At 57.0% G+C, this 20,482-nt stretch carries 16 protein-coding genes; 4 read left to right on the plus strand and 12 right to left on the minus strand.

Translation table 11 applies throughout. From position 1 onward, the window contains the following. The 7 genes from G6N77_RS09030 to G6N77_RS09060 all read right to left on the minus strand — a co-directional run. Positions 1–662 (minus strand): putative transposase (locus G6N77_RS09030; protein WP_165181715.1); only part of this gene is annotated, 662 nt, incomplete at its 3' end. An 845-nt stretch (positions 663–1,507) separates the two neighbouring features. After that, on the minus strand, positions 1,508–2,014 hold the full coding sequence (locus G6N77_RS09035; protein WP_165181717.1) for an acyltransferase: 507 nt from the start codon (positions 2,012–2,014) through the stop codon (positions 1,508–1,510). A gap of 636 nt (positions 2,015–2,650) precedes the next feature. Beyond that, positions 2,651–3,778 (minus strand): glycosyltransferase, encoded by a 1,128-nt coding sequence (locus tag G6N77_RS09040; RefSeq protein WP_165181719.1) that lies wholly within the window; start codon positions 3,776–3,778, stop codon positions 2,651–2,653. Between the two features lie 102 nt (positions 3,779–3,880). Further along, positions 3,881–4,690 carry a LicD family protein gene (locus G6N77_RS09045; RefSeq protein WP_165181721.1) on the minus strand — a complete coding sequence of 270 codons (810 nt, stop codon included), beginning with the start codon at positions 4,688–4,690 and terminating at the stop codon, positions 3,881–3,883. A gap of 80 nt (positions 4,691–4,770) precedes the next feature. After that, positions 4,771–5,640 carry a glycosyltransferase gene (locus G6N77_RS09050; protein ID WP_165181723.1) on the minus strand — a complete coding sequence of 290 codons (870 nt, stop codon included), beginning with the start codon at positions 5,638–5,640 and terminating at the stop codon, positions 4,771–4,773. 296 nt (positions 5,641–5,936) lie between these two features. Further along, entirely contained in the window at positions 5,937–7,214 is a 1,278-nt protein-coding gene (locus tag G6N77_RS09055) for an oligosaccharide flippase family protein (protein WP_165181725.1), read from the minus strand. Then, on the minus strand, positions 7,214–8,362 hold the full coding sequence (locus G6N77_RS09060) for a hypothetical protein (protein ID WP_165181727.1): 1,149 nt from the start codon (positions 8,360–8,362) through the stop codon (positions 7,214–7,216). Before G6N77_RS09060 ends, G6N77_RS09055 begins: the two co-directional genes overlap by 1 nt. Positions 8,363–9,100: 738 nt before the next feature. On the opposite strand from G6N77_RS09060, the gene G6N77_RS09065 reads away from it, so the two are divergent. The 4 genes from G6N77_RS09065 to G6N77_RS09080 all read left to right on the plus strand — a co-directional run bounded on the left by G6N77_RS09065 (position 9,101) and on the right by G6N77_RS09080 (position 13,431). Further along, positions 9,101–10,336: a glycosyltransferase family 4 protein gene (locus tag G6N77_RS09065; RefSeq protein WP_165181729.1), complete on the plus strand. Its 1,236-nt coding sequence runs from the start codon at positions 9,101–9,103 to the stop codon at positions 10,334–10,336. A 70-nt stretch (positions 10,337–10,406) separates the two neighbouring features. Continuing rightward, positions 10,407–11,435, plus strand: a complete 1,029-nt coding sequence (gmd, locus tag G6N77_RS09070; protein WP_165181731.1) for a GDP-mannose 4,6-dehydratase — start codon at positions 10,407–10,409, stop codon at positions 11,433–11,435. Between the two features lie 3 nt (positions 11,436–11,438). Further along, positions 11,439–12,407 carry a GDP-L-fucose synthase family protein gene (locus G6N77_RS09075; RefSeq protein ID WP_165181733.1) on the plus strand — a complete coding sequence of 323 codons (969 nt, stop codon included), beginning with the start codon at positions 11,439–11,441 and terminating at the stop codon, positions 12,405–12,407. A 109-nt stretch (positions 12,408–12,516) separates the two neighbouring features. Next, positions 12,517–13,431 carry a nucleotidyltransferase family protein gene (locus G6N77_RS09080; RefSeq protein ID WP_165181735.1) on the plus strand — a complete coding sequence of 305 codons (915 nt, stop codon included), beginning with the start codon at positions 12,517–12,519 and terminating at the stop codon, positions 13,429–13,431. A 35-nt stretch (positions 13,432–13,466) separates the two neighbouring features. Here G6N77_RS09080 and G6N77_RS20325 read toward each other — a convergent pair whose 3' ends face one another. From G6N77_RS20325 to G6N77_RS20330, 5 genes are all read right to left on the minus strand, one after another. Continuing rightward, a complete protein-coding gene (locus G6N77_RS20325; RefSeq protein WP_205678163.1) occupies positions 13,467–14,009 on the minus strand; it encodes a DUF11 domain-containing protein in 543 nt (180 codons plus the stop codon). A 161-nt stretch (positions 14,010–14,170) separates the two neighbouring features. Continuing rightward, the gene (locus G6N77_RS09090; RefSeq protein WP_165181737.1) at positions 14,171–15,091 is read right to left on the minus strand and encodes a helix-turn-helix domain-containing protein; all 921 of its coding nucleotides are present in this window, start codon (positions 15,089–15,091) and stop codon (positions 14,171–14,173) included. A 182-nt stretch (positions 15,092–15,273) separates the two neighbouring features. Beyond that, positions 15,274–15,747 carry a Fe-S cluster assembly sulfur transfer protein SufU gene (gene sufU / locus G6N77_RS09095; RefSeq protein ID WP_165181739.1) on the minus strand — a complete coding sequence of 158 codons (474 nt, stop codon included), beginning with the start codon at positions 15,745–15,747 and terminating at the stop codon, positions 15,274–15,276. A 4-nt stretch (positions 15,748–15,751) separates the two neighbouring features. After that, the gene (locus G6N77_RS09100) at positions 15,752–17,062 is read right to left on the minus strand and encodes a SufS family cysteine desulfurase (RefSeq protein ID WP_306987391.1); all 1,311 of its coding nucleotides are present in this window, start codon (positions 17,060–17,062) and stop codon (positions 15,752–15,754) included. A gap of 150 nt (positions 17,063–17,212) precedes the next feature. Continuing rightward, entirely contained in the window at positions 17,213–20,479 is a 3,267-nt protein-coding gene (locus G6N77_RS20330) for a helix-turn-helix transcriptional regulator (protein WP_165181741.1), read from the minus strand. Positions 20,480–20,482 lie beyond the last annotated feature (3 nt).

A 20,482-nucleotide genomic window follows, 5' to 3' on the forward strand; every position in this document is an offset into this window, starting at 1 on the left:
TGTTTGAGCAGGTCCGGGGACCAGCCGCCGCGGTCAAAACCAACCAGCACGCGTCGGTCATCCCCCACGGCCGTGCGCAGTTCCGGCAGGAGGCGGCGCAGCTCGGAAGCCAGGGACGCGCCGGGTTCTGCCATGACGACAAAGACGGGTGAACCAGTGGCGTCGGTGGCCCAGGTTTCCTCGGTCGCCGGGACAGGGAACTTCAAACGGGTCGAGTAAAGCTTCCCAATCTTCTTTGTGCCCTGATAGGCGCGCACATACCCGTCAACATACAACACCTCCACGAGGTTCTCCCCGCCCGGGCCCGTGGCATCCAGGTGGTGTTTGGCCAGGGCAGCAATCAGCTCCCCGGCCTTGCCGGTTTCAGCGAGCTGGGAGATGCGGCGGCGGATCGTTTTGACTTCCGGGGCCCGATCCAACCCCAACACCCTCCCCAGCTCGACCGGGTCAAAGCGTGTGGCGCCCTCGGCCCGGGCTTCCCCGGCCAATGCCCGCAGCACAGCATCGACCAGAATCGTGTCGAGGCCGTAAAAGCCATTCGGCAACGACCCGTACACTTCCTTCGCACACGTGAGCAGGCCGGTGGATTCCAGGGCCGGGAACGCCAGGAACGACCCGGCATGGCGAACATGGGCGGCCGGAGCAAACACGGTGCCGCGCATTCAAGCAGCCCGGCCGCGGCACGCTCCGCAGTGCGGGACACAGGTGCCAACAGCGCGGGCAGCGCAGGCTGCTCCGCTGCTTCAAGGGGTGCCACGGAATCGTGGGGAGCATCGGCGGCCGGGCTTTCTGTCCTGCCGGCCATGGCGCGCCGGACCGTGTCGGTGGAAACCCCGGTCGCTTCGGCGGTGGCCCGCAGGCTCGCACCGCCGGCACGAACAGCCCGAATCTCTGCCGCCTTCGCCTCCGTCAGCAGGGAAGGGCGTTTGGGGCCCTTCTTTACCGGTGCCAGGCCCATCAGGCCAGTGCCTTCCAGGGCCTTGCGCCAGCGATGCAACGACTCCGTGTTCACACCGAAACCAGCCGCGACCTCGTTGACCTGGGCAACACCTGTATCGACCAGTTGGGAGGCCGCCAACCGCCGCAGCCCCTCCTGGCCCGGCCCCCACACATAGGCCAGCTGCCCGTTGATGAAGACCTTGCCGCCAGTTGCATCTTCCAACAGGGCTGCACGCTCGCCCAGAAGAACGGCGCCCAGATCCGGCAGCACGGGCAGAACGGTTTGGGTGGTCATTGAAACCACTGTTTCACCCGCCCACCCACACGAGAAATCATCACACCCTTATTACCTCACATTAGCCATGGAATTAGCAGTCCGAGCCAACGTAAGAACCGCAGCCATTCAACAAATTACGAAAGCCGCAGCCACACCCTACCCAGAGCCCTGGGCACCAACTTGACACTCCGCTACAAAATCAAGGACCGCACCTGACACCTCACAGCAATTACCGCGTCACGTCCGGAGTCCAGGTCATTCGCACCATATACATCAGCCTACGACAATTCATTAGTCGTTAGTTGCGACAACAAGAGTTCGTAGGGCCTTCGCGGGATTCCCGGCCAAGACTGTCCCGGGTTCAAAGCGACCCTTCACGACGGAACCGGCGCCCACTACACAATGGTCGCCGAGCGTGGTCCCTTTGAGTATGATCGCTCCAGTCCCAACAAATACATTCTTTCCGATATAGATCGCATCCTCAGAAGACGGTTTTGGCGTCGTCTCGTCACGTCTCCACTTATGGTCCAGAGGATGGAAATCCGTATCAGCCAACGTGACATTTGCGCCAAACATAGTTCCCGCACCAATCTCGACACGATAAGCAACGCAAATTGACCCTCCGCTGATGCCAGCAAATTTGCCAATGATCAGTTCTGCACTCGGGAATAGAGTCCGTAGTACTACAGGGTGATTGATTCCAAGAGCTGTCCGTCTCGAATCCGAAATAAGGCGAACACCTTCATTGATAATCATCTTCGAGCCGGGCTCTACTTCGATGATGGGCTTACCGATCAAGCGAGCAGTAGACGCAACTAAGGCCCCTTGACGTCGGAGCCTACGAACGTTCAACTCGGACTGAATCCGCTGTCTAACCACCAATAAGGAAACCACCCTGACAGTCTACCGGTCTCGACATGCGACCGATGCGCGAAATGACCAAAACGTCCCCGCCTAATCGCACGAAGACGTCATGACTTGACTAGTCGGCAAATTTTAGCCGCATGACTAACGTCATGTTAGCGGAAAGCGAATGCTTCCAGCGAAACTGATGGCTGGATTGCATTCTGGGCGGTGTGTTTGGTGATTCTTGGCTTTGTCAGGTTGTCTTGCGACTCTTGAACGCCACTGCCAGGGTTCCGAATGGCCGTCACGATACAGGGCATCCAAGCCGACCCCAACCTCAATGGACTCTCGCCAGTGCAGCCGACAATAACCCAGAGCCAGAACTCAAACTTCCCTGCCTAAACTAGGGTTATAAGGCTTAATGGTCAATTATAATCAACGTTGACTCAAACTACAACTTATCAAAACCAGAACCCAATCCACGGCGTTGGATTAGTTTTGTTCTAACAGACAGCCCTAGCGCTAAAGCCAATACAGTTCTGAACCTCCAATAAAATATACAAACGAGGCAATTAAAATCCAGTAATTTTAGGAAAAATCATTCCCGAAGGTTCCTGATTCATAATACGATTCAAGCAGATCAACTACTCTACCAATACTAAAATGTGTATCGACCAATTTACGACCATTCTGACCCATTCGGTAACGCAACACAGGATCACTTAATAGACTGGATACATTCTCTACTAACGAATTTGTAGTCTGATCGGCAATTAATCCTGCTCCTGCAAGAGCAACTTCATCCGCTATGCCACAAGGCCGGCAAAGGACCACCGGAAGTCCCACAGACATCGCTTCAAGAGCTGACATCGGCATGACCTCGCTCTCCGAGGGAAGGACAAAAACCGATGAAAGTCTCATTCGTGCCAGAGACTCTTCGGGAGCGACGGCGCCCTCCCATGCAATGGCCCCCTCCACACCAATCTCGCTAATAAGGTTTGAAATACTCGCCCCTTGTCCACCATCTGGCCCGACTAGAGTAAAACGCGCATTGGGAAATCTATCTAGCAACATGGCGGCCATACGAACAAAAACGAGTGGTCGCTTAATTGAATGCATTCTCGCAAGCATAAGAACTTCAATTGAAGTAGAGACACTTGATGTTCTCTTCAATTCCATCTCAGATAGCACGGGTACTCCGTTAGGTAATTGAACAACTCTCGCTCTTGGCTCTACTAGATTTACATCCAGCTCCTCTCGGTCCGTCAATGAAAAAACGACTCGAGCGCGGCGAAGGACCCGTCTAATGATAAGCCAATCCAATACACTGGCAAGAATCTTATCCGAACCGTCAATCATTCCATGACTTTGGACGAACATTCTCTTCCCAAAAATCAAGGCAACTAATGCCCCTGGTGAGGTAACCAAATCCCGAGCCAGGTGCACGTGAACAACATCAAAAGATGAGATATTTCGGACCAACCATAAGATAAACTTCGCCGAGAAGAAGCCTGCGAACCCAGCCCGTGGCAGGATCCGGCGAACAGGGAATAACTTCACAGGAACGCCATCGACTTCAGTCGGAAGAGCCGTTATATACCCTTCAGTCCCTGCCACCACGGTCACATCGTGGCCGCGATTGATCAATTCTCGGGACTGGTTCACCGCAACTCTGACAGGCCCTCCAAACGCACCATCGGGGGTTACGAGAGTCACCAAATGCAGTATCTTCAAATCATACCTCCGACCGTCACTCTACAATCTGAAGCATCCTCGCCACAGAACAATGAAAAGTCCATTCAAATCCAACGCCCAGAATTAAGCAGGGGGAAGTCCAAAATCAATTAGATCATGTCGGGTACCGCGATCGCCAATTGGAGGGACTTCTTTGTAGTCTCCATACAAATTAGTCAGATAAGAATCAATACTTTCAAATATAGGAAACTCTTCGCCCTCAAACTGAATAGTCTTCAATTCAAGGGGCCACGTCCGGCTGAACGTCTCTCGAGAATAACCATAAGACCCTCCAATAACCGTCAAATTTTCTGTTGGTCCATTGTTGTAACGAACCAATACATTCTGAAGTCGGGCAACAAGTGAACCAAGCTTCCAAAACTTTGAGAGAGGACCCAAGAAACCGTTTAATAACACGGAAGCTGGCCTGTTACGATCAGTGACGTAATAGCCTGATCGCTGGAATATTAATCGCTTGAGCCAAAAACATTCGATCGAATGAATAAGACGTTTCAATCTATTGTTGGGGACCGCATCCAATGGGAATATGTCGATGTAGATGCCTTTGTTTGTCGGAACACCTGCACCAGCCCTCTCCAGGAAATAGCTGTCCTCCCGGTGAATCTTGGCAAAGGCCAATCCATAGAACTCATTTGTATTCCAGCTCTCGAGCCGGAAAAGTGGGTTCAATTCATCATTCGCGCACATCAGGAACCGATCATAGTCACTTCGAGTCATTCCGAAATCGATGTCGTCGTCCCACGGGATGAACCCACCATGGCGTATTGCGCCCAATGCAGAACCGGCAAGAAGAAAGTAGGTTATATCGTGTTTCTCGCAAATTCGCTTTAATTCAAGAGCCATTTCCAATTGAATTTCATGAAGCACTTCCATTTGATCATCATCTAGAACCATTCCGATACTCCCCCATTTATATATCATTGAATACTGTAAAGATCAACACACGACTGTCTCTATATTACACTAGATCGACCATCAATACTTTTCTGAATTGCCAGTTTGAAACACTCCGCAAATTCAATGGGCGAAAACCTCAAGATCTCAGGATCGGAAATTCTGCCCATCCACTCGCTGCGGCTCCTCGCCATTGCCGTTGAAATCGAATCGATGTCGATCTCAGTAATGAAGACACCACGCATATGGGCGACAGATCTCGAAACGCCACAATTCCTACCGACAACTACATGAAGTCCAGAAGCTAATGCCTCGTTCACGACTAATCCCCACACCTCCGTGCTTGAAACAAGAATCAGCGTCGATTGCCGTGCCAAAACTGCCGGCAATTCGTCGTTATTTAGGGAACCAAGGAAATTGACGCGATCCTGAAGACCCAATTCCGCGGTCAGGTTTCTCAGCGAATTCTTGCACTCCCCATCACCAACTATCGTAAGTCTATCCTCAGAATCGGCAACTGACTCGAACGCCCGGATAATATTGCCGACATTCTTCAGGGCAATTAGTCTCCCGACAAAAATAAAATTATGCCCCGGATTTTGAGTGTATCGTGAATCACTATCTGTCTTTGAAAACAATTCGACATCTATCGCATTGAAACCTTGGACGATTTTCCTAGATTCAAGACCCATCGCGGATAACGCCTCTGTCGCTGCAATACCTGGTGTGACAACTGCATCAAGCGAACGAAAAAAAAGCGAACGAAAGAAGGCGGCAAATCCACTTTTACGAGTCTGTGTTTCAAGTGTCGATTCATAGAATCCCACAGTCGCTATTCCCGCACACTTTGCCAGTAATAGCAATTGCCAGTAGATAAGATCGTGCCAGCCGCTCAGGACAAACACATCAGAAGATGCAAGCCCGCGCATTTCAGAGGGTGATAAAATCAAATTCAACGGGCGTGAAATTACTGGAAACCTATAAGACCGAAGCGAGCTCTGTTTGTAATATTCGTTTAGTGCATGACCGGCCCAGTCACTTCCCCTATTCTTCGCGTCGCGTTGGAAGTTCCTTTCAGAGACAATCGTCCTGACGCTTAATGGGTACTCTTGACCCAAGCTTTTCCACACTGGGACTCTGTAGGGTGCAGCTAGATTAGTAATCCATGTAACCCTGGTCATTACGTAATCCGATTCATCATGTTGTTCGTGTGCACTAATTGCTCCTAATGAGTATCATCAATAGTCTCGATGCTTAAAGGATTGAGCTGTATCTGCCCGGGCATCTCAGTGTCCCGTGAAGTCTTCTTGACTTCATTTCGAATAAGATAGCCAAAACATACGACTTGCAAAAATTGACATATGAGCCACGCGAATGCGCAGGCGACCGCCCCAAAGACGGATCCAAAAGCTACTATAAATAGTAGTTGGATTACTATGATACATGCCAATACCACTGCAGCGGCCCGGTCCCGTCCGAGGTTTTGCAATGAGACGAAAAAGGTTTGATTCAAGACGGCCGGAATGGCTGCTATAGCTAGAATAGTTAGAACTTCCGCCGACTTGCTATAGCTATCACCTATCAAGAAAGGGACCAAAACGGGCGCTCCGATAGCAATTAGAATTGCAATCAGGATTGCTAAACCAGGAAGCCAGACCGCCCGACGCATACTGCGCCACGCCTCGGTCAGATTTCCCGCGTGCGCGACAAATGGAGCGGACGCCGACGCAAAGGCCCCTGCGACAATGCTGATTGGCTGCGTCCATTTACTTACCGCTCCATAAAGTCCAGCTGCTGATGCGCCGCCTATCATTTTAAGGATCGTAACATCAAGTCCCTGTAGACTGATGAAAACGTTTGAAGCCCCAAAACTAATGGACCGGGTCCATGGATTCCGAGGTTTCCAGCCTCTCAGAGCGATGCGCAAGTCCTTTGGTGTGAATGCAAATGAGACGATAGCAGCCACCAATGGCCCCAAAGAGAGTGCCATCCAGAGCGAATATGCTGATCCGACGCCAATTGAAGTCAACGTCATGAACGCTGCCAATACTGTGCTACGGTCTATCAGCATTACGATGCCAATAATATGTGCCCGTCTAAGCCCACGTATCGGTCCCTGCAATGTCTGTGCTACAAGCGTGGTAAACGCGATAAACGAACATCCCCATTGATCGCCTAGATTGATAGCAAACTTTAGGAACAGTCCGATTACGAGACATCCAATTGAAACTAAGAGAATCTTTGTCGTCAATTGATTCGATATTATCTGATGGGTGACGTCTCCTCTCGCTATGTCTCGTGAAACTCTGGCGTTACTTCCAAAATCTAGGATGCCCGCAAGCGTGACGCCGATTGCGATCATTGAAACTACCCGGCCTAGTGATTCAGGATCAGTCCCCCTCGCCGCTAGGACAAAGATCAGGGCAACCATCAGTTGCGCAATGGCGGCTGCTGCCGCCAACGCAATAGATTGAAAACTTAGGCTACGCGTTCTCTTAATCATCAATGAGTCACTAACAAGAGTTCATCCGTGAATTGTTCTACTCCTAGTCCTTTCAGCGGCTTAACGGACCCTGATCGTTCAATGGAAATTTGGAACGTACGCACCATTTCATTGATATCCAGGGGGCACCATATTGCGTTTTGAGGAATCATTCCTGCATCATCCTTAAGTGCCTTGGCGCCAGACGCAACCACATGTGTTCCAAAAGAGACAGCCTTCCCCATGATGCCGCTCGGACTCTCGTTGCTGTGAGCTAATACGGCGGTATCTACCGCTGCCACTGCGCTGTCCATTTCAGTATCGGACAACATTCTGTTGACTATTACTACTCGAATTCCACGTTTTCGAAGCATTTCTAAATATGGATTTGCTTCTTCGAGAACTCCTTCTTGACATTGCCCGGCTATTAGGATGCCGAGATCAGCACGACCTATTTGATTTAGGCTTTGGGCAATAATGTCGAGATTTTTGCGACGATCAATATTTCCAAACACACCAAACCAGTGTAATTTCGCATCAAGTTGCCATGTTAGCCTTATTTCTTGAATGCTCTCGCTTGTTGCATATGATGTTACCGGGTCTCGAGCAATCGGAAGTTGAGAATTACCGTTCCAAATGGATGATTTCAATATGACTAATCGAACCCTGGCTTTTCTAGAAACGTAGTGAAATAGAATCTTTTTGAAGCCATTTATTCCCCAAGACTGCAAAAAGTTTCTGGTCCGCTGAGAATGCTCTCGCATAATCAAAAGGGTGAGGCTACCCGATCCACTCCACTTTCGCTTCATTAGTAGCTGCCTGCTGGGAATGTCCCCGTCTGGTACTATTGTTAAATCTGCATTGAATTTTCTAGATGCAATTTCGACAGAGTTAAGGTTGATTGAATCGACATATATTATGGAAACTTGGTTTTCATACTTTTCTAGATGCAATCCATATTCAGACTGAGCAAAAGAACTCTCGGTGAGGCCTAACGCCACTCGGTCCCCGCGTTGCAATGCAGCTTCCACAAGTAATCTGACATAGTAGAATCTGTGGCCTGTCCCAGCGGTTTCGACAATCAGTGTGCGATTCTTTTTGATTAGCTCGTCAGCCACAATAGTGCGACACTCTCCGGATCTGTATTTGAATTCTGAAATTTGAATCACAACACGTTGCTAGAAACTAGTTCTGTGTCTAAATATGTTGGACTATATAGACTTATTTAGCGGATTCAAATCGTGTTCCTATTCGTCGGGCTGGGTTGCCTGCAAAGATGCTATTCGCAGGAATTGTTCCTTTGATAAGACTCATTGGGCTGATGAGGGCACTTTTGCCTATATGTGATCCTCCTGTTATCATCGTCCGAGAAGTAACCCACACGCCGTCGTCGATCGTAATGGGTGAAGTTATCAAACGCATGTCTATTCGGTATGCGTGGCTTCCAGTGGTGATAAAAGACTCCTGCGACACCACAACGTCCTGCCCGATGTCCACATTGTTTTGGTTGTGGATCCAAACGCCTTCACCTATCCACGATCGATCTCCGACGGACAATTTCCATGGAAATTTCACTCTTGTTCGTTGCCTAAAAACAACGTCACGACCTATCCTTGCTCCGAATAGCCTCAACACTCGAATTCGTAAACTCGAACTTATTTGCCACGGATTCGTGACGAACAGAAGCTCACATGCGGCCCACAAGTACACCACTATTTTGGGTCGGTCCCAGGATTCTCGTGCCCCTGGTGCTGCAGCGAGGTTGATAACAGGTACTACCCCCGCGGTCTCTCGCATGCTCTGTTCTTCCATCTCTCGGGTCCTCTGTTCGTCCATGGACATGCTTTCCCCAGCCATGATCGTGTAGGTTTGACCGGTGATGTCTAACTATTCTTGCACGTGGTCGCATGCTCGGTTCTAATCCTCGTGTCACGATAATCGGCCTGAACTATGCCCCGGAGCCTACGGGCATCGCACCTTACACGACGCGTCTTGCCGAACGATTGGTCGCCTCTGGATACAGCGTCCATGTCGTAACGGGGTACCCGCACTACCCGGTGTGGAAACGAGACCCGAGGTACTCTGGATGGCAAGACGACGAGAGCCTTAATGGAGTCCCCATAAAGAGGCTCCGCCACTTCATCCCCAGTTCAACGACGAACTTGAACCGGATGCACATGGAGCTTAGCTTTGGAGTCAGGCTGATATTGGCACGTTGGAGCAGCCCGGACGTCATCCTGATGGTCAGCCCATCACTTTTTGCAAGCGCACTTGTCTTGTTGCGTGCGAAGCTGGGTCCCTCGAAACCTTCCACGGGCGTTTGGATCCAGGATATCTACTGCCGGGGTCTTGAAGAAACTGGTTCAGGAAATTCACTTCAAACCAAACTGATGAAAAAGTTTGAGGGAATTGTCTTCCGGTCAGCGACTGGTGTGACCGTAATCCATGATCGATTCCGCGAGTTCCTAATCAACGAGTTAGGTGTCACTGGCAACAATATTGAGGTGATCCGGAACTGGACACACTTGAGGGAGAGCTCACACATTGACCGCTTGGGCACACGTCGGTCACGCGGCTGGGGTACGGAGACTGTGGTCCTCCATGCTGGCAATATGGGAGTGAAGCAGGCTTTGGAAAATGTGGTTGAGGCCGCAAGGACTGCTGACGCACTAGGTGCAAAAGTAAAGTTTGTTCTCCTTGGCGGGGGCAACCAGAGGAATAAGATCCAGGCGATGGCGAAAGGAATCGATAGGATTGAATTCATCTCACCGGTCCCTGACGAAGAATTTAATGCGATCCTACATTCGGCCGACATCTTGCTAGTCAATGAGATGCCAGGACTGAAAGAAATGGCCGTACCCAGCAAGCTGACATCATACTTTTCTGCGGGCCTTCCAGTTATCGCTGCAACGGAGTCGAACAGCACTACTGCCGCTGAAGTCTTGTCCTCCGGCGGGGGGCTGCGCGTGGATCCAGGACAGCCTGAGGCACTTCTTGAGGCAGTCTTGAAGATTACGGCCGATCCAGCACTTTCGGAGGCGCTAGGACGAGCCGGCCAAAACTACGCCAGAAATGTCCTGTCAGAGGAAACGGCTATAATTCAGTACAGCGCATGGTTGCGCGAACTCGCCGCAGCAAAGTAACGCGGAGCATGCCGCTGGACGGCTAGACGGCTGGACCAAGACCAATTCATTCTAAGTAGGGGGACATGCGTTGACCAAGCGCGCACTCATCACCGGCATCACTGGACAAGATGGCTCATATCTCGCAGAGCTCTTGCTTCAGAAGGGCTACGAAGTTCATGGGCTAATTCGCCGAGCTTCAACTTTCAATACGACAAGAATCGACCACTTGTACGTGGATGCACACAACCCCGACGCCAAACTATTCCTGCACTACGGGGATCTGAGCGACGGCGCCCGCTTGGTGACCCTGCTTGCTGGCATCCAACCGGACGAGGTGTACAACCTGGCGGCGCAGTCTCATGTGCGGGTGTCCTTCGACGAGCCGGAACACACTGCTGATACGACTGGCGTTGGCACCGTTCGGCTGCTCGAGGCCCTTCGCATGTCAGGAGTGAATGCGCGCTTCTACCAGGCATCGACCTCGGAAATGTTTGGGGCAACGCCTCCCCCGCAAGGCGAGGACACTCCTTTTTATCCTCGCTCACCGTATGGTGCGGCCAAGGTATACAGCTACTGGATCACCAAGAACTATCGCGAGGCCTACGGACTGTTTGCCGTCAACGGCATTCTGTTCAACCATGAATCACCACGTCGCGGCGAGACTTTTGTGACACGAAAGATCACCAGGGCAGTCGCAGCCATCAAGGCTGGCAAGCAGAATGAGCTCTATATGGGCAACTTGGACGCTATCCGTGACTGGGGGTATGCGGCCGAATACGTTGAAGGAATGTGGCGCATGCTGCAGGTCGACGAGCCCGAAGATTTCGTCCTGGCAACTGGAGTTGGCTATACCGTCAAGGACTTCCTTCAGGTCGCATTCGACCACGCCGGCCTCAACTGGGAAGACCACGTCAAGTTCGACGATCGGTACCTCCGTCCTACAGAGGTAGATGCTCTCATTGGTGACCCTTCCAAGGCCCGTGCCAAGCTCGGCTGGAAGACGACGGTGGAAACTCCTGAATTGGCACGCATCATGGTTGACGCGGACATCGAGATTCTTAAGAACGCGGGTAGCCACTGGGTTGACTCAGTGGATCTCGACAGTTGGAAGAACTAAGACATGGACGTGGATTTCACGCCTGGGCGCCTCGAACGAAGCGCCACGTTCTATGTGGCCGGCCACCGCGGTCTAGTGGGGTCGGGTATTTGGCGCAACCTTGAGTCAGAAGGTTTCACAAACCTGGTGGGCAGGACTTCTGCCGAGCTTGATTTGAAGAACAGAGAAGCAACCTTCGCGTTCTTTGCTGAAACCAAGCCCCGTTATGTAGTTCTTGCGGCGGCGAAGGTAGGTGGCATTTTGGCCAACAGCACCTACCCAGTTGACTTCTTGAGCGACAATCTCCGGATCCAGGTCAACGTACTCGACGCAGCCCGCGAACACGGCGTCGAACGTTTGCTTTTCCTCGGCTCGTCCTGCATTTACCCCAAACTGGCTGAGCAGCCAATCCGTGAAGACTCCCTGCTCACCGGCCACTTGGAACCAACCAACGACGCCTACGCCATCGCCAAGATCGCAGGCATTCTTCAGATCCAGGCTGTACGCCGCCAATATGGGCTGCCCTGGATATCGGCCATGCCAACCAACCTTTATGGCCCTGGAGACAACTTCTCACCCAAGGGATCGCATGTCCTACCAGCACTCATCCGCCGTTACGACGAGGCGGTCAAATCCGGCTCTCCGACGGTTACCAACTGGGGCACTGGCTCACCGCGACGCGAGTTCCTGCACGTAGACGATATGGCGGCCGCCTGTCTGCACCTTATGGAGAACTACGACGGTGACGCGCAGGTCAACGTAGGTACAGGTACTGATGTAACTATCAAGGAATTGGCTGAAGCCGTCGCAGAAGCGACTGGCTTTACTGGGCAGATGGAATGGGACACCACCAAACCAGATGGAACGCCTCAGAAGCTCCTGGACGTATCCAAGCTGGCCGACGCTGGCTGGACATCGTCAATCAGCCTTACAGACGGGGTGAAGACCACCGTCGAGTGGTACCGCGCTCACTCGGAATCAATCAGAGAGTAATCTAAGTTCATACCTCAGTGAAAATGGCGGTCTCTTCTCCAGGGGCCGCCATTTCATCGAAACGAATGCCAACGCACAACAACTCGGGATGCTACCCGGCTAGGAAGATATGGACCAGGTCGAGACGCTCACCATGCACGAAGGGGTCTTGCTAACCCACGCTTTATTAGCGTATTTAGCATCCGAAAACGACATTCGGGTGCTGTTCGTAAAAGGCCCAGGCGTTGTGTTGCAAGGGCTCCGGGAAGGTCACCAGTCCACCGACGCTGACGTTCTAATTGAGCCGCAAAACTTTGATCGCTTTCTCACGCTGGTCGAATCACGTGGTTGGCTTCGCCGTCCAAGCGACCCTGATGGCGAGCGCTTCCCCACCCACTCGGTAACCTACTACCACCCTCAGTGGCCCAATGACATCGATGCACACAAGTCATTCCCCGGTTTCGAAGCAAATTCGGATACGGCGTTTGACGTAATGTGGGATGGTCATACGACTGTTCGCATGGCTAACCGGGAGATTCCAGTTCCTTCACTCGAAGCATCACGGCTTATCTTGGCCGTTCATTCCCTACGATCCGAGTGGAAACACCGGGAGCAACGAGAGTACGACTTTTTACTCGGTCTGGAAATCTCTGACCAGAAAGCATTCCTGTCGATCTGCACTGGCGTCGGTGCCCTTGCTGCGGCGAGACCATTCATTGCCGCCAAATTGGGGGACGACGTGATTTCGGAATGGCCAAAGCCCTCCCCCGAATGGGTCTTCCGGCTATCTGCTAAGACGGGTGGGCTCGGCAGATGGCATATGCTGCGGCAGACTCCGTGGCAGAAGATTCCACGCACGGTATGGCGAGATCTATTTCCGCCCACCGAGGTACTCCTCATGAATAACCTCTACACCAATACAACGCCAATCGGCTTGGCGAAGGCATATTTGGCTCGCTTCAAGTCCGCCATGCGCACCCTACTATTGTCCCGATCAAAATTAAATGTCCGATCCACTCAAGCTAAGAGCAGATCGGACATTTAGCGATGAAACGCAAATCGGTGTCAGGTTGATACCTTCTACAGAACGGTAATTCCAACCGTCGAACTTGCCGTGTTATTGGCCGCGTTCGTGTCGTTGGCGGCCAAAGATGCATTGATTGTCTGAGGTCCAGTCAACACACCCAATGGCAAGGAAACCAGACCCAAGTTAATAACCTCACTTGCGCCTGGAGCAAGAACTGGCAAGATAATTGTGGCAGTTGTACCAAGGATCGTGATCGTTGCAAGCCCGTCAGCGGATACCAGCGTCAGCTGGGACAATGTTGACGGGAACGTAAGAGTCAATACTTCTCCACCCGTTGATACAGAGGTCCCAAGGTTGGTAACCGTCAGGGTGTTTGCCAATGTCACATTTGCATTGAGCAGGCTACCCAATATGCCGACAGTGAGTGTCTGGGACCCTCCAAAGGCAATACCGAGATCAGTGGACGCAGTTGAGGCACTCGCGGCCGGAGCCGCAATTGCTGCTGCGATGACGGGAACGGACCAAGCGGCACCCTTGACGATTGCACGGCGGTTGCGCGGCTTGTTGGCAAAATTCTGCTGTTCGAGTTCAGACACGAACTCCCCCTAAAAGTAGAAAGCGTATTGGCCACCCCCAAATGGAAGGCCTAAACGAATTCAATCGTGGGGATTAATGGTTTGCATCGGGAAAACAAAACCCTGTCGCAGATAGTGCTCTTTGATGTCGCAGATAGTCACTTTGCGTTCCCGCTTAGCGGCTATGACAGTGCTTCCACTTCCCTTCGCGTTGCGCGGGAGCGCGACCTCAGCTCGCTGGGATGCCCCAGCTGTGCCTCATTCAAGGTCCTGCGCATTTGCACCAGGGAGGAGAAGCCTGCGTGCTCGGCAATCTTTTCCAGTGACAGCACCTCCAGCTTCGGGTCCTTCAGGAGCCTCAGTGCCAGGTCAGTGCGGTGGTTCCTGATGACCTCCGCGATGGCCAGGTTGTGGCTCTTGAAGTCGCGCTGGAGCTGCCGGAGGGAGACGGAGAGCTCGTGGGCCAGGCTTGCGGGCGTGAGCTCCCTGTTGCCCGCCGTGGCTGCTATATAGGCCATGGCCTGGTCGAATATGCTCTTGCGCCCGGAGCCGCTCACCACGGCGCCCAGGTTCTCCAGCAAGATGCCGCCGACCATTTCATGCAGCAGCTTCTCCATGAAGTAGGCGGCCACGGAGGGGATGTCGCCGTCCTGCTCCAAGGCCTGCTGGATGAAGCCCAGCGTGGGCGGAAGCATGGTGGCCACGGAGTCAAGTTCATGAAGGGTGGGCGATTCCGTAATGCCAAAGTCGCGCAGGACCTGCAGCGGCAAGGTAACGGAGACCAGTTCGACGTCTTCCACAATGTCCATTTGGAAATTGGTGGACCTGCTGTACATCCAGACGCTGCCGGGCCGGGCAACCAATTCCTGCTCCGTGTAGTCTTCCATCAGGTCAAGGCGGCCGGTATGCACGTATGCCAGGATGACGCTGTCATGTCCGTCCACCTGGCCCATGACATGGCTGTTGCCGGCGGTGATCTCGAGGTTGAAAATGCCCGTTTCGCCAAAGTCGATGCCGCGGACAGAGTAGCGCTGGTTTGCGGCGGGCCTGAGGTTCAGGCCATAGGAAGGCGTCAGACGGGCCAAGCCCTCGCGATGCGGCATGCTGCCGGATCGCCTGTCTGAAGATACGAAAAACCTACGTGCAACCAATGCCGTCCCCCGAGGATGATCACCAGTGGTGTCCCCCCAATAAGGACACCTGAGGCAACCATATACGGCATCAGGGACTTGTTGCAGTCTGTACTTTTGTTTGTGTCACCGCTATGACGCAAACTGACCGCCAATCAGGCCGTTTGGCCCAGCGCATCCTCCGCTGCCACCCACGCCAGCATGGCGCATTTCACACGGGCCGGGAACTTCGAGACGCCCGATAGCGCCGCAGCGTCGCCCAGGACTTCCTCATCAGCTTCCAGCTTGCCGCGGGATCGCATCACCTCACGGAAATTGCCGATCATGGCCTGAAACTCCTCCGCCCCCAGTCCAACGATCTGCTCGCTGAGGATGGACGCGGATGCCATGGAAATGGAGCAGCCGTCCCCGGCCCAGTGGATGCCGGAGATCTTCTTCTCCGTCCCCGTGCCCTCGGTCTCGAGCCGGAGCGTGATCTCATCCCCGCACACCGGATTGAGCTGGTGGCATTGGCCCGTGCCGGCCGGCAGGTCCTCCCCCGACAGCTGGTTGTTGGGCAGGTCCGCCCCGGTGCGGGCCTTGGCCTGCTCCAGGATGATTTGTTGGTACAGCGAATCCAAGGCACTCATGCTCTTATGCTCCCGTGATGCCGAAGTAGGGGCGCACACCTGCCACGGCGGCCAGGAACGCATCCACCTCCCCGGTGGTGTTGTAGAGGTACGTGCTGGCGCGGGTGGAGGCGCTCAGCCCAAGCCGCCGGTGCAGGGGCTGCGCGCAATGGTGACCCACGCGCACGGCGACGCCGGCAGCGTCAAGGTACTGGCCGACGTCGTGCGCGTGCACGCCGTCCACCTCAAAGGCGGCAAGGCCGGCGCGGGCGGTGCCGGCGGAGGGACCCAGCACGCGGATGCCGGGGATGGCCTCCAGGCCGGCCACCATGCGCTGGCCCAGGGCTGCCTCCCACTCGTGGACCCGGTCCATGCCGGTCTCGCTGAGGTAGTTGACGGCCGTGGCGAAGGCCGCCGCCTGCGAGATGGCCTGGGTGCCGGCCTCGAAGCGCTGGGGCGAAGGCAGGTAGCCTGCCGCGTCCATGGTGACGGTGGTGATCATGGAGCCGCCTGTCAAAAACGGCGGCATGGCGTCCAGCAGCGCGGCCCGGCCGTACAGGGCGCCAATGCCCGTGGGGGCCAGCATCTTGTGGCCGGAGAACACGGCAAAGTCCACGTCCAGGGCCTTGACGTCCAGGGCCAGGTGGGGCGCGGACTGGCAGGCGTCCAGGACGACCAGGGCGCCGACGTCGTGCGCCATGCGGGTCAGCTCCACCACGGGGTTGATCACGCCGGTGACGTTGGAGACGTGGGTGAAGGCAAACACCTTCGTGCGGTCGGTGAACAGGGCGGCGGCCGCCTCCATGTCCAGCGTGCCGTCCTCCATGATGGGGATGAACTTCAGCCCGGCCCCCGTGCGGCGGCACAGCTCCTGCCACGGGACCAGGTTGGCGTGGTGCTCCATCTCGGTCACCAGGACCTCGTCGCCGGAGCCCACGGCGAACTGGCGGGCTTCCTCGCTGACAGCGCCCACGCTGGCGTTGCCGAAGGAGTAGGCGATCAGGTTCAGCCCGGCGGTGGCGTTGGCCGTCCAGACCAGCTCGTTCTCCGCTGCGCCGATGAACGCGGCCACCGTGGCGCGGGCATCCTCAAACACGTCCGTGGCGGCCACGGCCAGGGTGTGCGCGCCGCGGTGCACGGCAGAATTGCGCTGCTCGTAGAACTCCTGTTCAGCCTCCATGACGCTGATGGGCTTTTGCGAGGTGGCGCCGGAGTCCAGGTACACCAGGGGCTTGCCGTTGACCTCCTGGTCCAGGATGGGGAAGTCGTTGCGAATGCGGCGCACCTCCGCATCGGTCAACGGGCCGTCATGGAAGTGGTCAGCGGATTTCAACACCAAAACTCCTTAAGCGCAGTGTCCCGCGGGGTGGCGGGGCTTGCCGGGCGGCCTGCAATTACGGCACATCCAACAAACCTAATTATCGCACCGATTCATTTTTGGCCGTAGTAAGGGTTTCCTTGGGTTCCCCTTCGGATGGCCATTCAGTTACCCGTCCCTGGCCTCGAGCAGCTCCGGCAGCCAGTCCGCGTGGAGCTCCTCGCGGCTGCCCACGCCCAGCTTGGAGTAGATCCTGTACAGGTGGCCCTCCACGGTGCGCTGGGAGATGGTGTAAATCTCGGCGATGTCGCGGTTGCTGCGGCCCTCATGCACCAGCAGGGCAATCTCCCGCTCCCGCGGCGTGAGCCCGGCCGCAACGGCCAGCTCCGCAACCGGGGCACTGCCCACGGCCTGCAGCGGGAACTTCAGCTCGCGCAGCTCCACCATCACCCCCGCCCGGCCCTTCGCATCCCCGCGCTCCGTGTAAATCCGCAGCGCGTACGCCAGGGCCTCAGCACCCAGAACCGCATTGTGCCCGGCCTGCGGCATGGCCGCCACCCGTTCCAGCGCCACAGGATCCCCCGCCAGCAGCGCATGCGCCATGCGGTGCAGCATGGCCGCGGCCGGGCCGTCCCCCTCGCGGCTGATGTCCGCCATCCGCTGGAGCATCTCCGTGCAGCCGGAACGCAGCAGGATGTCCAGGATGGCCAGCTCCACCGCCGTGGACCCGTGGCTGTGGGCCTTCTCCGCCAGCCCCTGCAGCCGGTGCCACGCCTTTTGCGTGGCCCGCTCGCCCTGCGGACCCGCAGTCATGGCCCGGGCCCCCACCGCGTACGACCTCGACAGCAGCCACAGCAGCCCCTCCCCCACGGACTTCTCCGCGTGCCCGGCCGCAAACTCCGCCGCCAGCGCCGCCGACCTCTCAACCTCCCCCGCCAGCGCACACGCATACGCGGCACTGGCCTGCGCAAACGGCAGCACCCGCACCGGGTCCTGGTCACCCAGGGCGGCCAGGCCGGCGTCGAACTTCACCAGCGACTCCCCCAGCCTGCCGGCGCCCATGGCCGCGAGCGCCTCCACCAGCCCCACCACGCCGTCCAGGTTTTCCCGGCCAAAACCCTGCAAGCCCGAGCCTCCCGGCGCGCCGCGTCCCCTCGGCCCCTCGGCCTTGATCTCCCGGGCCATGGCCAGCGCCTGCCCGTGCGCGCCCGTGGCGAACAGGAACAGCAGGTGCCAGCCGGTGAGGATGTTGCCCAGCACGCCCAGCCGACCCGGATGTTCGGCCAACAGCTGCCGGGCCCGAACAAAGTCCTGGTGTGCGCGGGCGTCGTCGCCCTCCATGGCCGCGTCCTGGGCCAGCAGCGCCGTGGCCGCAAACCGCACCTCGGGGTATTCCCCGTCCCGACCCGCCTGCTCCAGCGCCGCCCGCTGCCACCTGTCCAACTGCTCCCCCGCATTGATGGCCACCAGCGCATCCACCAGCCCGGCCCCCTCCATGCGCGGCACCCGCAAGTCCGCGTACACCTTCCGCCATGCCGCTGCCGCCGCCTCCAGCTTTGACGGGACAAACCCCTCCAACACCCCAAGCACGACGGCGAGGCCCGCCACCGCGTCTATCCCGCCCTTTGTGCGGGCCTGGGCCAGCAGGGGTTCCACGATGGCGCCGGCCTGCGTGTAGTGGTGCAGGGCGATGTGCGAAAGCGCCATCTCCTGCCGGGCGGCGAAGTCCAAGCTCTTGCCTGCGTCCGGGTCCTGCACTTCGGCGGCCCGGTCAGTGACGGCGGCGGCCAGCCGCAGGGCCAGGGCGGGATTATTTCGGGCGTTGGCGATCCGGGCGGCCTGCAGCAGCTGCCGGTCCGATATGTGGCTTCCCGTGTCCAGGCTCCACCGGGCGCGGCCCAGCAGGGCGCCGGTGGTCAGCTGCGCGGTCCCCTGGAGTTCCTCAACGCGTTGTTGCAGCTGGCGGCTGCGCCCCGGCGGGATCCGCTCCCGCAGGCCGTGGCCCAGGATGGGGGCCGTGAGGCTGACCAGGCGGCGTGCCTGGTCGTTGGGCGCTGGGGCGCCTTGTGCCAGGGCTCCTTGGGCCAGCTCGCTTCGTGCTTGCGGGCGGGGCGTATCGAGGGTGAGCAGGCCGTCGGCCACCCGGCGCATGTCCACCGCCGGGAACAGCTGTCGGAGCAGTCCCAGAGGAACGGGCTCGGCCAGGGCCACGGTTTCCAGCAGCGCCTGCTCCTCCTCCGTGAATTCGCGGAGCACGGTTATGGCCAGCTCGCCCAGCGGTTCCCCCAACCGCGGTGCCGCCGGCTGCGCTGGGGTTTGCTGCGCTGAGGTTTGCTGAAGTGTGGCTCGCTGCCCGGCGGCTCGCTGCCCTGGGGCTGATTGAAGTGTGGCTGGTTGCCCTGCGACTGGCTGCCCTGGGGTCGACTGAAGGTCGGCCGGCTGTCCTGCGGCCGGCTGCCCCGCGGCTGGCCGAAGTGCAGCAGACTGCCCCGCGCCCGGCTGCACTGCACCCGGCTCCACTGCCGCGGGGTTCGGTGGCACCAGTTGCAGTTCCGCAGCGCGGGTCCGGGAAAACCGCCACACCCCGTGGTGCTGGCCCAGCGCGCCCGACTGTAGGGCGGCGTCGATCACGGTCTGCAGGAACAGCGGGTGCCCGCCCGTCACCCCGGCCAGGGCGTCCGCCGTGCTGGCAAGCACCTTGCCGCCCAGCCGCGCCTCGCAGGCGGCCTGCACCCGGGCCCGGGACAGCGGCAACAAGTGGTGCTGGGCCAGGAGGGTGTCGTCGGTGAAGAGCAGGCTGCCGGCCACGGGGCTGCTGCCCGGGCGGCACAGCAGCAGCATCTTCACGGTGCCGGAGAGGGCCAGCTGTTCCAGCACGGCGCAGCTGGCGGCGTCGATCCACTGGGCATTGTCCACCACCAGCAGCGGCTCGGCACCCCTCTCACGCACGTGCGACTGCAAGCTGGCGTGCATGGCCTGGACCATGCCGAACGTGGTCCGGGCCAGGGCTCCGTCCAGTGCCATCGGGTGGCCCGCCGTACCCTCCGGGCCCGTCCCTCCGCCGGCCACCCCCGACAATCCGCGACTGTTTGCCTGGTTGTTTCCCTGGCTTCTTCCCTGGCCGCCGCCCTGTGTGCTGCCCATGGCCAGGAACAGTTCCAGCACCCCGAACGGCACGCCGGCCAGCAGCTGGTGGGCCTGCAGCCACCGCACGTCGCGGCCTCCCTCCAGTGCGGCCGCGGCTTCCCGGCCCAGGAACGACTTCCCCATGCCGATCCCGCCCATCACCAACGCCCCGACCAGCTGCGGATCCGCCAAAGTGGACAGGATGGCCCGGGTGCCGCCGTCGTGCATCATTGGCGCGGCGGCACCCGGGGGAACCGAGGCGGCAGGCGGCCGGCGCCCGGCAAGTGTTGCGGGATGCGCGTGGGGCACCTG

It is taken from the genome of Arthrobacter silviterrae (assembly GCF_011045165.1).
Taxonomy (GTDB): Bacteria; Actinomycetota; Actinomycetes; order Actinomycetales; family Micrococcaceae; genus Specibacter; species Specibacter silviterrae.

Coding starts and splice junctions, on each gene's coding strand:
- G6N77_RS09090 (WP_165181737.1), bottom strand. CDS start 15,091: ATGCCGCATCGCGAGGGCTTGGCCCGTCTGACGCCTTCCTATGGCCTG.
- G6N77_RS09080 (WP_165181735.1), top strand. CDS start 12,517: ATGGACCAGGTCGAGACGCTCACCATGCACGAAGGGGTCTTGCTAACC.
- sufU (WP_165181739.1), bottom strand. CDS start 15,747: ATGAGTGCCTTGGATTCGCTGTACCAACAAATCATCCTGGAGCAGGCC.
- G6N77_RS09050 (WP_165181723.1), bottom strand. CDS start 5,640: ATGCGCGGGCTTGCATCTTCTGATGTGTTTGTCCTGAGCGGCTGGCAC.
- G6N77_RS09045 (WP_165181721.1), bottom strand. CDS start 4,690: ATGGAAGTGCTTCATGAAATTCAATTGGAAATGGCTCTTGAATTAAAG.
- G6N77_RS09065 (WP_165181729.1), top strand. CDS start 9,101: ATGCTCGGTTCTAATCCTCGTGTCACGATAATCGGCCTGAACTATGCC.
- G6N77_RS09075 (WP_165181733.1), top strand. CDS start 11,439: ATGGACGTGGATTTCACGCCTGGGCGCCTCGAACGAAGCGCCACGTTC.
- G6N77_RS09055 (WP_165181725.1), bottom strand. CDS start 7,214: ATGATTAAGAGAACGCGTAGCCTAAGTTTTCAATCTATTGCGTTGGCG.